Origin of the sequence: Micrococcus sp. SL257, assembly GCF_026625585.1 — a bacterium.
GTDB lineage: Bacteria > Actinomycetota > Actinomycetes > Actinomycetales > Micrococcaceae > Micrococcus > Micrococcus luteus.
The window spans coordinates 2,073,431-2,088,816 of sequence record NZ_CP113053.1; the positions used below are offsets into that span (position 1 = coordinate 2,073,431).

Annotated in this window: 15 protein-coding genes; 1 reads left to right on the forward strand and 14 read right to left on the reverse strand. The window is 73.8% G+C overall.

What is annotated here, in order from left to right:
* Positions 1-28: 28 nt before the first annotated feature.
* From OVA32_RS09600 to rpsO, 3 genes are all read right to left on the reverse strand, one after another.
* Positions 29-1,357, reverse strand: coding sequence for a M16 family metallopeptidase (locus tag OVA32_RS09600; RefSeq protein WP_036315003.1), 1,329 nt, complete (start codon positions 1,355-1,357; stop codon positions 29-31).
* Positions 1,358-1,440: 83 nt separating this feature from the next.
* Complete coding sequence (locus OVA32_RS09605; protein ID WP_036315001.1) at positions 1,441-3,702, reverse strand: polyribonucleotide nucleotidyltransferase; 2,262 nt, start codon at positions 3,700-3,702, stop codon at positions 1,441-1,443.
* A gap of 296 nt (positions 3,703-3,998) precedes the next feature.
* On the reverse strand, positions 3,999-4,268 hold the full coding sequence (gene rpsO, locus OVA32_RS09610) for a 30S ribosomal protein S15 (RefSeq protein ID WP_017488396.1): 270 nt from the start codon (positions 4,266-4,268) through the stop codon (positions 3,999-4,001).
* Between the two features lie 131 nt (positions 4,269-4,399).
* Between rpsO and OVA32_RS09615 the strand changes: the two genes are divergently transcribed.
* Positions 4,400-5,404 (forward strand): CPBP family intramembrane glutamic endopeptidase, encoded by a 1,005-nt coding sequence (locus tag OVA32_RS09615; protein WP_044658601.1) that lies wholly within the window; start codon positions 4,400-4,402, stop codon positions 5,402-5,404.
* Here OVA32_RS09615 and OVA32_RS09620 read toward each other — a convergent pair.
* From OVA32_RS09620 to OVA32_RS09670, 11 genes are all read right to left on the reverse strand, one after another.
* Positions 5,382-6,224, reverse strand: coding sequence for a class I SAM-dependent methyltransferase (locus tag OVA32_RS09620; RefSeq protein ID WP_060974128.1), 843 nt, complete (start codon positions 6,222-6,224; stop codon positions 5,382-5,384). The genes OVA32_RS09615 and OVA32_RS09620 overlap by 23 nt on opposite strands.
* Positions 6,221-7,198, reverse strand: coding sequence for a bifunctional riboflavin kinase/FAD synthetase (locus tag OVA32_RS09625; RefSeq protein ID WP_036314988.1), 978 nt, complete (start codon positions 7,196-7,198; stop codon positions 6,221-6,223). The genes OVA32_RS09620 and OVA32_RS09625 overlap by 4 nt, the downstream gene beginning before the upstream one ends.
* Entirely contained in the window at positions 7,198-7,629 is a 432-nt protein-coding gene (locus OVA32_RS09630) for a hypothetical protein (protein WP_036314984.1), read from the reverse strand. The genes OVA32_RS09625 and OVA32_RS09630 overlap by 1 nt, the downstream gene beginning before the upstream one ends.
* 11 nt (positions 7,630-7,640) lie before the next feature.
* Complete coding sequence (locus tag OVA32_RS09635; protein WP_002855305.1) at positions 7,641-8,009, reverse strand: hypothetical protein; 369 nt, start codon at positions 8,007-8,009, stop codon at positions 7,641-7,643.
* Entirely contained in the window at positions 8,006-8,971 is a 966-nt protein-coding gene (gene truB / locus OVA32_RS09640) for a tRNA pseudouridine(55) synthase TruB (RefSeq protein ID WP_078026112.1), read from the reverse strand. Before truB ends, OVA32_RS09635 begins: the two co-directional genes overlap by 4 nt.
* 13 nt (positions 8,972-8,984) lie before the next feature.
* Positions 8,985-9,437: a 30S ribosome-binding factor RbfA gene (gene rbfA / locus OVA32_RS09645; RefSeq protein WP_073116937.1), complete on the reverse strand. Its 453-nt coding sequence runs from the start codon at positions 9,435-9,437 to the stop codon at positions 8,985-8,987.
* A gap of 80 nt (positions 9,438-9,517) precedes the next feature.
* Entirely contained in the window at positions 9,518-12,319 is a 2,802-nt protein-coding gene (infB, locus tag OVA32_RS09650; protein ID WP_267714214.1) for a translation initiation factor IF-2, read from the reverse strand.
* 191 nt (positions 12,320-12,510) lie between these two features.
* A complete protein-coding gene (locus OVA32_RS09655) occupies positions 12,511-12,852 on the reverse strand; it encodes a YlxR family protein (RefSeq protein WP_049147995.1) in 342 nt (113 codons plus the stop codon).
* Positions 12,853-12,894: 42 nt separating this feature from the next.
* Positions 12,895-13,881, reverse strand: a complete 987-nt coding sequence (gene nusA, locus OVA32_RS09660; protein WP_036314069.1) for a transcription termination factor NusA — start codon at positions 13,879-13,881, stop codon at positions 12,895-12,897.
* Position 13,882: 1 nt separating this feature from the next.
* Positions 13,883-14,470, reverse strand: coding sequence for a ribosome maturation factor RimP (rimP, locus tag OVA32_RS09665; protein WP_049147994.1), 588 nt, complete (start codon positions 14,468-14,470; stop codon positions 13,883-13,885).
* A gap of 130 nt (positions 14,471-14,600) precedes the next feature.
* Positions 14,601-15,350, reverse strand: coding sequence for a sulfite exporter TauE/SafE family protein (locus OVA32_RS09670; protein ID WP_179288550.1), 750 nt, complete (start codon positions 15,348-15,350; stop codon positions 14,601-14,603).
* Positions 15,351-15,386 lie beyond the last annotated feature (36 nt).

Consider the following 15,386-nt stretch of genomic DNA (forward strand, 5'->3'; position numbering starts at 1 on the left):
CGGCCCGCCCCGGCGGCCGTGGCCGAGGTCAGGCCGGGGCGACGACGACGCGCGCCCGGTCCCCCGCGGCCAGGCGCGCGGCCACGGCCCGGACCTGGCCGGCGTCGACCTCGCGGACCCGGGCGAGGGAGGCCGCCAGGTCCACGTACTCCCCCGTGACCAGCTCGGCCCGTCCCAGCCGGGACATGCGGGCGCCCGTGGACTCCATGCCCAGCACGGTGCCGCCGCAGATCTGCCCGTGGGCGCGCGCGAGCTCCTCCCCGGTGACGTCGGCCTCGGCCATCCGGTCCAGCTCGGCCTCCATCAGCGCGGCCACCTCGTCCACCCGGTCCGGCTGGCAGCCCGCGTACAGGCCCCAGTAGCCGGCGTCGGAGTACCCGGCGGAGAACGAGTAGGTGTTGTAGGCCAGGCCGCGGCGCTCGCGGATCTCCTGGAACAGCCGCGAGGACATGCCCCCGCCCAGGACGGACTGCATGACGCCCAGGGCGAAGCGGTCCGGGTCCGTGGTGGACAGCGAGCGGCCGCCGACGAGGACGTTGGCCTGCTCGACCGCCTTGGTGACGGTGTGCGTGCCGGTCCGCACCCGCGAGGCCGCGGCCCCGGCGGTGTCCACGGCACGACGCGGGGCGGGCAGGGCCCCCTGGGTGAGCTCCCAGCCCGAGGCGCGCAGGGCGGCGAGGACGAGGCGGCAGACCTCGTCGTGGTCGAGGTGGCCGGCGGCGGTGACGACGAGCTCGTCCGGGCGGTACCAGTGCGTGTAGTGCCCCACCACATGGTCGCGGGTGACGGCCCGGATCGTCTCGGGCGTGCCGCCGATCGGCCGGCCGAGGGGGTGGCCGTCCAGCATGACCTCGGCGAGCTTCTCGTGGGCCACGTCCACGGGGTCGTCCGCGTCCATGGCGAGCTCCTCGAGGATCACGCCGCGCTCGGTCTCGAGCTCGTCCGGGTCGATCAGGGAGGAGGTGAGCATGTCCGTGAGGACCTCCACGGCCATCGGCAGGTCCTCGTCCAGCACGCGGGCGTGGTAGACGGTGGACTCCTTGGCCGTGCCGGCGTTGGACTCCCCGCCCACGCGGTCGAAGGCGGCCGCGATGTCCATCGCGGTGCGCGTGGGAGTGCCCTTGAAGAGCAGGTGCTCGAGGAAGTGCGTGGCGCCGTAGCCCTCGGGCGACTCGTCACGGGACCCGACGGCCACCCAGTAGCCGATGGTCACCGAGCGCTGGTCCGGCATGGCCTCGGTGAGCACGCGGACGCCGCCGGGCAGCACGGAGCGGCGCACCACGGAACCGTTGCCCTCGTCCGCCAGCACGCCGTCGAAGTCCAGGGGGATCTCACGGTGAACACTCATGACGGCCATTCTCGCCCATGCGCGACGACGGCGCCGCACCACTCGCGGGGAGGGTGCGGCGCCGTCGTGGTCACCGGGCCGGGCGGGGCGGATCAGGCCTCGATCTGCGAGGACTCGATCGCGTCCGCGGTCTCGGCCAGGGCGTCGGACTCCGCCACCACCGGGGAGAGGGACAGCTTGCCGCGGTCGTCGATCTTGGTGATCTCGACCTGGACCTTCTGGCCCACGCCGAGCACGTCCTCGACGTCGTCCACGCGCTTGCCCTCGTTGAGCTTGCGCAGCTCGGAGATGTGCAACAGGCCGTCCTTGCCCGGGGTGAGCGAGACGAACCCGCCGAACGTGGTCAGCTTCACCACGGTGCCGAGGTAGCGCTCACCGACCTCGGGGACCTGCGGGTTGGCGATCGCGTTCACCGCGGAGCGCGCGGCCTCGGCCGAGGCGCCGTCGGTGGCGCCGATCAGCACGGTGCCGTCGTCCTCGATGGTGATGTCCGCGCCCGTGTCGTCCTGGATCTGGTTGATCATGGCGCCCTTGGGGCCGATGACCGCGCCGATCTTGTCCACCGGGATGCGCACGGAGATGATCCGCGGGGCGGTGGGGGCCATCTCGTCCGGGGCGTCGATGGCGGCGTTCAGCACGGACAGGATGTGCAGGCGCGCCTCGCGGGCCTGCGTCAGGGCGGCGGCCAGCACGGAGGCCGGGATGCCGTCCAGCTTGGTGTCCAGCTGGATCGCGGTGACGAACTCCGCGGTGCCGGCCACCTTGAAGTCCATGTCGCCGAACGCGTCCTCGGCGCCGAGGATGTCGGTCAGGGCCGCGTACTGGGTCTGGCCGTCCACCTCGGCGGAGACCAGGCCCATGGCGATGCCGGCCACGGGCGCACGCAGCGGCACGCCCGCGTTCAGCAGGGACAGGGTGGAGGCGCAGACGGAGCCCATCGACGTCGAGCCGTTGGAGCCGAGGGCCTCGGAGACCTGGCGGATCGCGTAGGGGAACTCCTCGCGGGCCGGCAGCACGGGCACGAGGGCGCGCTCGGCGAGGGCGCCGTGGCCGATCTCGCGGCGCTTCGGGGAGCCCACGCGGCCGGTCTCGCCGGTGGAGTACGGCGGGAAGTTGTAGTGGTGCATGTACCGCTTGGCCGTCTCCGGCGCCAACGAGTCGATCTGCTGCTCCATCTTGAGCATGTTCAGCGTGGTGACGCCCATGATCTGGGTCTCGCCGCGCTCGAAGATGGCGGAGCCGTGCACGCGGGGCAGGACCTCCACCTCCGCGGTCAGCTTGCGGATGTCCGTCAGGCCGCGGCCGTCGATGCGCACCTGGTCGGTGAGGATGCGGCGGCGCACGATCTGCTTGGTGAGGGAGCCGTAGGCCTTGGCGATCTCGCCCTTGCGCTCGGCGAAGTCCTTGCCCTCGCCGGCGAGCTCCTCGAGCACCTCGAGCAGGTAGGCGTCCGAGGCCGACTCGCGCTCCTGCTTGTCGCCGATGGAGAAGATCTCGGTCAGGCGGTCCGTGGCGAGCTTCTCGACGGCGGCGTAGGCGTCGTCCTGGTAGTCCTGGAACACGGGGACGTCCACCGGGTCCTTGCCGGCGCGCTTGACCAGGTCGGCCTGGGCCTCGCACAGGGCGCGGATGAAGGGCTTGGCGGCCTCGAGGCCCTCGGCCACGATCTCCTCGGTGGGCGCCTGCGCGCCGCGCTCCTTGACCAGGGTCCAGGAGTCCGGGGTCGCCTCGGCCTCGACCATCATGATGGCGACGTCGTCGCCCACCACACGGCCGGCCACGGCCATGTTGAACACGGCGCCCTCGAGCTGGGAGTGCTTCGGGAACGCGACCCACTGGCGCGTGCCGGAGCCGTCGTCCATGAGGGCCATGCGCACGCCGCCGATGGGACCGGAGAACGGCAGGCCGGACAGCTGCGTGGACAGGGAGGCGGCGTTGATGGCCACCGTGTCGTAGATCTCGTCCGGGGCGATCGAGGTGACGGTCACGACGACCTGGACCTCGTTGCGGATGCCCTTGACGAACGCCGGGCGCAGCGGGCGGTCGATCAGGCGGCAGGTGAGGATCGCGTCCGTGGACGGGCGGCCCTCGCGGCGGAAGAACGAGCCGGGGATGCGGCCCGCGGCGTACATGCGCTCCTCGACGTCCACGGTCAGCGGGAAGAAGTCGAAGCCCTCGCGGGGCGACTTGCCGACGGTGGTGGCGGACAGCATCGACGTCTCCTCGTCGATGTAGACCATGGCGGCGCCGGCGGCCTGCTGGGCGAGGCGCCCGGTCTCGAAGCGGACGGTGCGCTTGCCGTACGAGCCGTTGTCGATGACGGCCTCGGCGAAGGTGATCTCAGGACCCTCCATGAGGGCCTCCTTTCAGGTGGACGGCGCCGCAGGCGTCCCTGTCCCCCTGGTCTTCGATCGAGGCCCTCGGCATCCCGCCGTGCGGCGGGGTCCGGGAGCCACTGTCGAGGACCGCGAGCGATGGGCGCGGAGCCGTCGGGTGTGTCGATGATGCGGGGATGCGCGCCATGGCGCGCCGGAGTGCCGCAGGCTGCGGCGATCTCTCCCCCGGGACACACTACGTGCGTCCGGGGGCAGACGAAAGGCGGCGCCGGCGCTCGCGGGTCTCCCGCGGGCTCCGGCGCCGCCTCCTCAGGTCACTTGCGCAGGCCGAGGCGCTCGATCAGCGCGCGGTAGCGCTCGATGTCGACCTTCTGCAGGTAGCCGAGCATGCGACGACGGCGACCGACCAGGGCCATCAGGCCGCGACGGGTGTGGTGGTCGTGCTTGTGCTCCTTGAGGTGCTCGGTCAGGTCCTTGATGCGGCGGGACAGGACCGCGATCTGCACCTCGGGGGAACCGGTGTCGCCCTCGTGGGTGGCGTACTCCTTGATGATCTGCTGCTTGACAGCGGGATCCAGGGCCATGGTGGGCCTCCTTCACTTCGGTACCGCGAACACGGGCCGCGCCCCGCCGGGGCGGACGACGCGGGGCCCACCCCACCGCGGACTGCAGGGAGGCCGAGGGTCGAGTCTACCGCATCGCCTACCCTGGCCCGGTGAGCACCCCACCGGTCCCCCACTCCCCGGCCCCGTCGTCGTTCCCCCTCCGGCCGCCCGCGCCGCCCCTGGATCTGCCGCTGATCGGCCACGGCTACCCCGCGCTGCTGCGCACGCCGCGGGCCCGATGGTGGAACCCGCTCGCGTCCTTCGGCCTCGTGCTGGCCGGCCTGGTGGGCCTCCTCGTGCTCGGGGGCGTGCTGGGCGCTCTCGCCCTGATCGCCACGTCCGGGCCCGCGCTGCTCGGCGCGGCCGACCCGACGGACGTGACCGACCTCGACCTGTACTCCGCGCCCATGGTGCTGCTGAACAACCTCCTGCTCGCCGCGCTGATCGGGGTCGCGCTGCTGGCCGTGGCGCTGGGCCACCCCGTCGCCGCCCGCTTCGTCCACTCGGTCGAGGGCCGCGTGCGCTGGCGCTGGCTGGCGCGCTGCGTCGTCGTGCTGACGCCGCTGTTCCTCGCCTACGTGCTGGGCGCGTGGGCCCTCGACGGCGCCCCCACGGCCCCGCGCGCGCAGGACTGGGTCTGGCTGCTCGTCATGGCGTTCGTGCTCACCCCGTTCCAGGCCGCGGGCGAGGAGTACCTGTTCCGCGGGTGGCTGCTGCTGGCCGTCGGCACGTGGATCCGCCGGCCGGTCGTGGCCGCCGCGGTCACCGCGGTGCTCTCGGCGGCGACCTTCTCGCTCGCCCACGGCTCGCTCGACCCGTGGATCCTGCTGGACCTCGCCGCGTTCGCCGTCGCCGCCGTCCTGCTCACGTGGCGCACGGGCGGGCTCGAGGCCGCCGTCGCCCTCCACGTGGTCAACAACGTGGTGATCATCGCCGTCGGCACGCTCGTGGGCACCGTCGAGGACAGCTACGTGGGCGCGGAGACCGCCGGCTCCCCGGCGGCCACGCTGCTCTCGGTGGCGGTGGTCGCGGTGGCCACGGCGCTGCTGCTCTGGCAGGCGCGGCGGGCCGGGATCGCCCGGACGGTCCCGGTCACCGTGGGCGCCCGCCCCTGACCGGCGCCGCCCACCAGGCCACCGTCACGTAGGGCACCTGCAGGACCGCGTCCGCCGCATGGCCCAGGTGCTCGTGCAGGTACCAGTCGAGGTTGGCCGTCATCCGGGACCGGATCCGCTCGTCCGCGCGCAGCCAGTACGAGCGCGAGGCCATGAGTCCGTGCAGCCCCGCCGCGGTCATGGGCTGCGTCCACGCCCAGCGCGCGTGCTCCTCCGCCCCGAACGGGGCGGCGAACCGGCGCTGCTCCGGCCGGGCGGCGTGCACGTCCCCGGCGTGCATGATCCGGGTGAGACGGTGCACCCACGGCACCGCCGTGTCGAGCTGGTTCCACACCGCGGCCAGGCGCCCACCCGGGCGCAGCACCCGTGCGGCCTCCGCGCTCGCCGCGGCCGGGTCCATCCAGTGCCATGCCTGGGCCGCCACCACGGCGTCGGCGCTCGCCGCCGGCAGGCCCGTGGCCTCGCCCGTGCCCGGCACGGCGCGCACCCGCCCGCCCGTGCCGGCCGCGACCTCGCGTTCCAGGACGGCGCGCATCGACGCCGACGGCTCGAGGGCCGTCACCGTCCGCACCCGGTCCGCCGGGCGGGCCGCGAGCAGCCGGGTGAACAGTCCCGTCCCGGCCCCGAGCTCCACCACCTCCGCGCCGTCGGCGATGCCCGCCAGGACGCGGTCCACCACGGCGGCCGGGTAGGAGGGGCGGACGGCGTCGTAGTGCTCCCCGCCGGTCTCGAAGGGGTTGGGCCCGGCCCGACGGGCCCGGGCCGGGCGCCCCGGCAGGTTCGGCACAGCGGGGGGAGCGCCCGGCTCCGGGGCGCTCACCGGTCGGAGGGGGTCGTGGCCAGGATCGCCCGGGCCTCGTCCACGTCCTGCGTGATCTGCGCCACGAGCTTCTCGACGCCCTCGTAGGCGACCATCCCGCGCAGCCGGGCCACGAACTCGACCTCGATGTGCTGGCCGTACAGGTCGAAGTCCTCCACCCGCTCGTCATGGCGGTCGATCACGTGCGCCTCCACCACGCGGGAGACGTCCTCGAACGTGGGGTTCGAGCCGATGGAGATCGCGGCCGGCCACACGCCGCCGTGCGCGTCGTGCACCCAACCGGCGTAGACGCCGTCGGCCGGGATCATGCCCTGCACATCCGTCTCGAGGTTCGCCGTGGGGAAGCCGAGCTCGCGGCCGCGCGCGAACCCGTGCACCACCTCGCCGGCGAGCACGTGGTGCCGGCCGAGCACGGCCGCGGCCTGAGCGACGTCGCCCGCGGCCAGGGCCTCGCGCACCCACGTCGAGGAGCAACGGCGCTCCGGCTCGGCCCCGTGCTCGGCGGGGAACTCCTCGACGGCCTCGACCTCGAAGCCGTAGCGGGCCCCCAGGCGCACCATCTCCGCGACGTCGCCGGTGTTGCCCCGGCCGAAGCGCACGTCGTGCCCCACGACCACGACGGCGGCATGCAGCCCGTGCACGAGCATGCCGCGGACGAACTCCTCCGGGGACTGGTCCGCGAACTCGAGGGTGTACCGCTGCAGGAGCACCGCGTCCAGACCCGCCTCCTCCAGGAGGACGACCCGCTGCTCGGGGCTGATGATGTCCACGTGGGGCACCTCGGGCTGGTGCACGGCGCGCGGGTGCGGGGTGAAGGTCACGGCCACGGCCAGGGCGTCGCGGGCCCGCGCCAGCTCGACGACCCGGCGCAGCACCTCCCGGTGGCCGCGGTGCACGCCGTCGAAGTTGCCCAGGGTGACCACGGTGCGCGGCAGGTCCGTGGGGACCTCGTCCAGGCTGTTCCAGACCCGCATCAGAGCGCCCCCGCCTCGGCCGGGCGGGCGGGGCGGTGCGTCAGCAGCCAGATCAGGCCGACCACCGGCAGCACGAGCGGCACATAGCCGTAGCCCGCGCCGAACCGGGACCACACGGTGTCGTGGGCGAACATCCCCGGATCCAGGACGGTCCACAGGCCCACGCCCACCACGCCGGCCAGCTCCACGAGCACGGCGCCCAGCGCCACGGCCCAGGCGCGCGCGCCGGAGCGGGCGAGCGCGAACGTCGCCACGATGTACACGACCGCCGCGACCGCGGAGAGCGTGTACGCCACGGGGGCGGCGTCGAACTGCGTGAGGATCTGGAAGAGGCTGCGCGCGCTCGCGGAGAGGGCGAACACCGCGTAGACCATGACGATGATCCGGCCGAGACCCTGGTTGCGCGCGGGGGCGCCGTCGCTGGGTGCCATGTCCATCCTCCTCACCACTGCCCGAACCAGATGACCTGCATGCGATGCAGCATCACGGCGATCGTGGGCCCGACCACGGCCAGCACGAGGTTGGACCACCGGGTCTTGTCCGTGACGGCCCAGCCCACGGCGATCACCGGCACGATCAGGGCGGTGAGGATGTAGCCCCAGAACTCCCAGCCGGGGCCGTTCAGGGTGTCCCCGCCGAGCTGGCGGACGGCGGCGGCCGCCGCATAGACGAGCGTGAACAGCTCGACGGCGGCCACCGAGAGGATCGAGGCGTCCGCGGGGTGGCGGCGGATCGCCGTCATCACCACGCAGACGACGAACGAGACGGCACCGATCACCAGTCCCGTCCAGAACCAGGCGTCGAGGATCATGCGGTCCTTCCCTGTCCCGGCCCCTCGGCCGGGGCGAACACGAGCTGGGGCTTGGCGACGTCGGCGCCGCGGCGGCGCACGTCGGAGACGAGGGCGATGACGCGGCCGTCCGGCGCGCGCCCGGCGACGAGCGTCTCACCCGTGCCGGTGGGCGCCACGACCCGCCCGAAGGCGAGCTCGTGGGCCTCGTGCTCCGTCAGCTCGCGCACCGGGAAGAGCCCGGCGGCGGCCTCGGAGAGCTCGGTCATCGCGAAGCGCTCCGCGAGGGCCTCGAGCGAGAGCGCGTCGGCCACGTCGAACGGGCCGACGGCGGTGCGGCGCAGCGCCGTCAGGTGACCGCCGGTCTCGAGGGCCTCGCCCAGGTCGCGGGCGAGCGCCCGGATGTAGGTCCCGGAGGAGCAGCGCACGGTGACGTCGAGGTCGACCAGCCGGCCGCCGTCGAGCCGGCGCAGCTCGTGCACCGTGAACTCGTGCACGGTGACGGGGCGGGCGTCGAGGGTGACGTCCTCTCCCGCGCGGACGCGATCGTAGGCGCGCCGGCCCGCCACCTTGACGGCGGAGACGGCCGAGGGCGCCTGCAGGATCTCGCCCGTGAGGGCGGCGACCTGCTCGGCCACGCGCTCGGGCGTGACGGCGTTGGCCAGCCGGGTCTGCACGACCTCGCCCTCCGCGTCGTCCGTGACGGTCGACTGCCCGAGCCGGATCGTGGCCGTGTACGTCTTGTCCGTGCCCGTGATGGCGGTCAGCAGGCGCGTGGCCTTGTTGACGCCGACCACGAGCAGGCCCGTGGCCATGGGGTCCAGGGTGCCGGCGTGGCCCACCTTGCGGGTGCCCGCCAGCCGGCGGACCCGCCCGACGACGTCGTGCGAGGTCCACCCCTGCGGCTTGTCCACGAGGACGACCCCCGACGCCTCCGTTCCCGGCGCGTCGGGGGCCTGTCCCCCGGTGCTGCGAGCGCTCACCGTGCCGCGGGCCTCAGGCGCGCGGGGCGTCGTCGGCGTCGGCGTCCGGCTCCGCGCTGCGGTACGGGTCCGCGTCACCGGCGTACGACGCGCCCTCGCGCGCCTTCGCCAGCTCGGCGTCCCGCTCCTTGGCCGCGCGGAGGACGTCCTCCAGGTGTGCGGCCGCCTCGGGGACGGTGTCCGCCACGAACTCGAGCGTGGGCACCAGGCGGATGGTGAGCCCGCGGCCCACCTCGCGGCGCAGGATGCCGCGGTTGTCCTGGATGCCCTCGTGGGCGGCGGCCACCGTGGCCTCGTCGCCCAGGACGGTGTAGTAGACGGTGGCGTGCTGCAGGTCGTTGGTCACGCGGACCTCCGTCACGGTGACGGGCTCCACGCGGTCGTCCTTGACGCCGCGGCGCAGCGCCTCGGCCACGAGGACCTTGATGCGCTGGGCCAGGCGGCCGGCGCGTGCCGGATCGGCCATGGTGCGGTTCCTTCCGGTGGTGATGGTTCAGAGGGTGGGACGCGGAGGGCGGGGGCCCGTGCGGGCCCCCGCCCCGGCCGTCAGACGCGCGGCTTCTCCTGCATCTCGAAGGTCTCGATCACGTCGCCCTCCTTGATGTCGTTGAAGCTGCCCAGGCCGATGCCGCACTCGTAGCCCTCGCGGACCTCCGTGGCGTCGTCCTTGAAGCGGCGCAGCGACTCGATCTTGAGGTGATCGGAGACCACCACGCCGTCGCGCACCAGGCGGGCCTGGGCGTTGCGGCGGATGAGGCCCGAGCGCACGAGCGAACCGGCGATGTTGCCCCACTTGGAGGAGCGGAACACCTCGCGGACCTCGGCCGAGCCGAGCTCGACCTCCTCGTACTCCGGCTTCAGCATGCCCTTGAGCGCGTTCTCGATGTCATCGATCGCGTCGTAGATCACGCTGTAGAAGCGCATGTCCACGCCCTCGCGGTCGGCCAGGTCGGCGACCCGCTCGGCGGGGCGCACGTTGAAGCCGATGATGATGGCGTTGTCCACGGTCGCCAGGTTCACGTCATTCTGCGTGATGGCGCCGACGCCGCGGTGGATGACGCGCAGCTGCACCTCGTCCTCGCCGACCTCGATCTTGAGCAGCGAGTCCTCGAGCGCCTCGACGGCACCGGACGCGTCGCCCTTGATGATGAGGTTGAGCGTGTCCAGCTTGCCCTCGGCCACGGCCTGGTCGAAGTCCTCCAGGGTGATGCGCTTGCGGCGCTTGGCCAGCTGGGCGTTGCGGTCCGCGGCCTCGCGCTTCTCCGCGATCTGGCGGGCGGTGCGCTCGTCGTCGGTGACGAGGAACGAGTCGCCGGCACGCGGCACCGCGGACAGGCCGAGCACCTGGACGGGACGCGACGGATCGGCCGCCTCCACGGCGTTGCCGTTCTCGTCGAACATGGCGCGCACACGGCCGTGGGCGGAGCCCACCACCATGGTGTCGCCCACGCGCAGCGTGCCGGTCTGCACCAGCACGGTGACGACGGCGCCGCGGCCCTTGTCGAGGTTGGCCTCGATGGCCACGCCGCGGGCGGCCTTGTGCGGGTTCGCCGTGAGCTCGAGGGCGGCGTCCGCGGTGAGCAGGATCGCCTCGAGCAGCTGGTCGATGTTGATGTTGTTGCGCGCGGAGACGTCCACGAACATCGTGTCGCCGCCGTACTCCTCGGGCACGAGGCCGTACTCGGTGAGCTGACCGCGGATCTTGTCCGGGGCGGCGGTGTCCTTGTCGATCTTGTTGACCGCCACCACGATCGGCACGCCGGCCGACTGGGCGTGGTTGAGCGCCTCGACGGTCTGCGGCATGACGCCGTCGTCGGCCGCCACCACCAGCACGGCGATGTCGGTGACCTTCGCACCGCGGGCACGCATGGCGGTGAACGCCTCGTGACCCGGGGTGTCGATGAAGGTGAGGCGACGCTGCTCGCCCTCGTGCTCCACGGGCACCTGGTAGGCGCCGATGTGCTGCGTGATGCCGCCGGCCTCGCCCTCGATGACGTTCGAGGAGCGGATGGCGTCCAGCAGACGCGTCTTGCCGTGGTCCACGTGGCCCATGACGGTGACGACCGCGGGGCGCGGCTCGAGGTCGGCCTCGTCCTCGTTGGCCGCCTCGGCCTCGAGGTCGATGTCGAAGGCCTCCAGCAGCTCCTTGTCCTCGTCCTCCGGGGACACGATCTGGACCTTGTAGCCCAGCTCGTCGCCGAGCAGCTGGAAGGTCTCCTCGTCGAGGGACTGGTTGGCCGAGGCCATCTCGCCGAGGGTGAAGAGCACCTTCACCAGGTCGGCGACGTCGGCGCGGATCTTCTCGGCGAAGTCGGCCAGGGACGCGCCGCGGCGCAGGCGCAGAACGGTGGTGCCGTCACCCTTGGGGACCTTGACGCCGCCGATCTCACGCGTGTGCTGCTGCTCGAACTCCTGGCGCTTCGCGCGCTTCGACTTGCGTCCCCTGCGCGGGCCGCCGCCGCGCCCGAAGGCGCCCTGGGCGTTGCCGCGACCGCCACGGCCGCCCGGGCCGCCGGGACGACCCGGACCGCCACCGGGGCCGCCGCCCGGACGGCCACGGCCGCGGGCCGGCTGCGGGGCCGGGGTGATCTGCTTGGGCATCATGCCCGGGTTCGGACGCGGCCCACCGGGGCGGGGACCGCCGGCGCCCGCGGCCGGGCGCGGACCGCCCGGACGGGGACCGCCGGCACCGGCCGGCGGACGGGGGCCGCCCGGACGAGGCGCGCGGTCCTCACGACCGGAGCGCATGCCCTGCGAGGGGGCGAACGGGTTGTTGCCCGGACGCGGAGCACCGCCACGGCCGCCCGGGCGGGCGCCCGGGCGAGGCCCGGCGGAGCCGCCCTTGGGGCTGAACGGGTTGTTGCCGGGACGCGGGGCGCCCGGCTTGGGCGCGGAGGCACCCGGCTTGGGCGCGGCGGCGCCCGGCTTCGGCGCGGCCGACCCCGGCGTGGCCGGCGGCTGCGGGGCCTTCGGCTCGGCCGGGGCGGCCGGCGTCGGTGCGGCGGGGCCGGGGGTCGGGGCGGCGCCCGGCTTGGGCGCGGCGGTGCGGCCCGCGGCGGGACCGGGCGCCGGGGCGCCGGCATTCGACGTGGGGGCCGCGGCGCGCGGCGACGGGGCGGCCGCCGGCTTCGGCGCGGCGGAACGGCCCGGGGCGGCGGGCGTGGAACCGGGCTTGGCGGCGGACTTGCCGGCACCCGGGTAGGCGTTGCGCAGCTTCTTGACCACCGGGGGCTCGATGGTGGACGAAGCCGAGCTGACGAACTCGCCGAGGTCCTTGAGCGTGCTCAAGGCCTCCTTCGAGGTGATGCCGAGCTCCTTGGCGAGCTCATGGACGCGGACCTTGGCCACGGTTCTCCTGTTCTGGCCCCACGGGCCGGAACGGAGCCGCTCGGGCTGTCCGTCTCAGCGCGTCCTGGGACCGTTGACGTTGCTCCAGGCCGTCGCGCGCACCACCAGGGCACGCGCACCACGGCCTGCCTGATAGCAGGGGGTGAAGTTCATCGCTGGGCACTCATGCTTCAGTGCTCATCGGGTACGCATCAGATCTCTGACCCGCCTTCATCTGTCGGTCTGTCAGCCGGTGCCTCCGCGGTGCGGACCAGCGCGTCGGCGTCGACGGCGGACCGGAAGGCCCGCCCGAACGCGCGGCGGCGCAGGGCGAGGTGGAGGCAGTCCTCGCCGGGGTGCAGCCACGCACCCCGGCCGGGACGGCGTCGTTCCGGGTCCCAGACGACGGATGGGGGTTCCGTCGAGGAGTCCAGGGCGACGCGCACCAGCTCTTGCCGGTCCGCCCTCGATCGGCATCCGATGCAGGTGCGCACGACCGTCCGAGACGTCATGCGTTCACCCCTCACGGGCGTCGGATCGAGAAAGGACCTCATCCATCCTAGCGCGTCCGGGCCCGGATCTGTTCCCGGGGACGGTCAGCGTCCCGGGGCGGAGGTGGTGACCCCGTCGCCGACGATGTCGATCCGCCAGCCCGTGAGCTTGGCCGCGAGGCGGGCGTTCTGGCCCTCCTTGCCGATGGCCAGGGACAGCTGGTACTCCGGCACCACGGCGCGGGCCGAGTGCTGGTCCGCGTCGAGGATCTCCACCGAGACGGTCGTGGCGGGCGAGAGGGCGTTGGCGATCATCGCGGCGGGGTCGTCCACGTGGTCGACGATGTCGATCTTCTCGTCGTTGAGCTCCGTCATGACGGCGCGTACGCGGCTGCCCATCTCCCCGATGGAGGCGCCCTTGGCGTTCACCCCGGGGCGGGTGGCGCGCACGGCCATCTTGGTGCGGTGGCCGGCCTCGCGGGCCAGCGCCGTGATCTCGACCGAGCCGTCCGCGATCTCCGGGACCTCGAGCTCGAAGAGCTTGCGCACGAGGCCGGGGTGCGAGCGGGACACCGTGACGGACGGGCCCTTGGCGCCGCGCGTCGCGGAGACCACGTAGGCGCGGATCCGGCGGCCGTGGGCGTAGTCCTCGCCGGGCACCTGCTCGGGCGGCGGGAGGACGGCCTCGAGGGTGCCGAGGTTCACCTGGACCATGTGGCGGTTCAGGCCCTGCTGGATGACGCCGGAGACGAGCTCGCCCTCCTTGTCCTTGAACTCGCCGAGGACCTTGTCGTCGTCCTCCTCGCGCATGCGCTGGATCATCACCTGGCGCGCCGTGGAGGCGGCCACCCGGCCGAAGCCGTTCGGGGTGTCGTCGAACTCGCCGATGGGCGTGTCGTCCTCGTCCAGCTCCGTGGCCCACACGGTGACGTGGCCGGTCGCGCGGTCGATCTCCACGCGGGCGCGCTTCAGGGCCCCCGGGGTGCGGTGGTACGCCATGAGCAGGGCCTGCTCGATGGTGGGGATGAGGCGGTCCATCGGGATCTCCCGCTCCGCCTCCAGCATGCGCAGCGCGCTCATGTCGATGTCCAACTCATGCCTCCGTGTGCTCGGCCGTGTCCTCGCCCGCGGCGGCGTCGGCGTCGCCGGCCTGCTGAGCGGGGCTCCACTCTACCTGCACGATCGCCGGACCGAGGCGGTCGAGGGCGACCCGCTCGGCGGGCAGCTCCTTGGCCCTCATGCCCTTCTTCGCGGGCGGGCGCACCACGGCCAGCTCGACGTCGTCGTCCGTCACGCCCTTCAGGCGGGCGGTCACAGGCGCGGCGTCGTCGACCGAGACCTCGACGAGACGGCCGACGTTGCGGGCGAAGTGGCGGGGCTCGGTGAGCGGGCGGTCCACGCCCGCGGTGGTGACCTCCAGCAGGTACTCCCCCGCACCGACGCCGGGCACGTGGTCGCCCAGGGCGTCGAGGGCGGCGGAGACCCGGCCGGAGAGGCGGGCGACGTCGTCCAGGCTCAGGCCCTGGGTGCCCGAGGCGCGGTCGAGGACCACCTCGACGGTGCGGTGCTCGGCGGTGCCCGTGGCGCGCACCTGCTCCACCACCACGTCGTCGGCCGCCAGGGCCTCCTCGACGCGGGTGCGCAGCTCGGCGAGGTCGTCGCGGCGGTCGGTGCTGTCCATGGGGTGCCTCACTCGTCGGGTCGGGGCCGCCGCGCCACGCGGGCGGGGGCCGGGGTCGGGATCCGGGGCCGAGCCTACCGGCGGCCCACGGCGGGGCCGAGTGCTCCCGACCGGGTCGGACGGGGCGGGCTCAGCGCAGCAGCGGGGCGAGGGTGTCCGCGCCGACCTTGACGATGAGCGCGGCCACCACCATGAGGTACACCACGCGGATGAAGCCGGTGCCGCGGGCGATCGCCATGCGGGCCCCCACGTAGCCGCCCACGAGGTTGGCCGCGCCGAGCAGCAGCCCCAGGCCCAGCACCGCGTGCCCCGAGGGCACGAAGTACGCGAGCGCGCCGAGGTTGGTCGCGAGGTTGACCACCTTCGCCTGTGCCGAGGCGTGCAGGAAGTCGAACTTGAGCAGCAGCACCAGCCCCAGGATGAGGAACGTGCCCGTGCCGGGGCCGAGGACGCCGTCGTAGAAGCCCACCGCCGCGCCGAGCGCCACGGCCCGGGCCAGCGCGGTGCTCCGCCGCGGCCCCACGCCGGCGACCTGTCCGAGGCCCGGGCGCACGGCCGTGAACACGGCGACGGCGATCAGCGCCACCAGGATCACGGGCCGGATCACGCCGGCCGGCAGATGCGCGGCGACCACGGCCCCGCCCAGGGCCGCCGCGAAGGCGACGGCGGCCATCGGCAGTGCGGTGGACAGGTCCTGCCGCAGGCGCCGCCGGTAGGTGAGCGCCGACGTCGCCGTGCCGAACACCGAGCCGAGCTTGTTGGTGGCCAACGCCTGGATCGGGCTCAGCCCGGGCACGAGCAGCAGGGCCGGCAGCTGCAGGAGCCCGCCCCCGCCCACGACGGCGTCGATCCAGCCCGCCGCGAAGCCCGCGGCGAGCACGAGGACGAGCAGTCCGGCGGTCAGCTCGACGGCGCC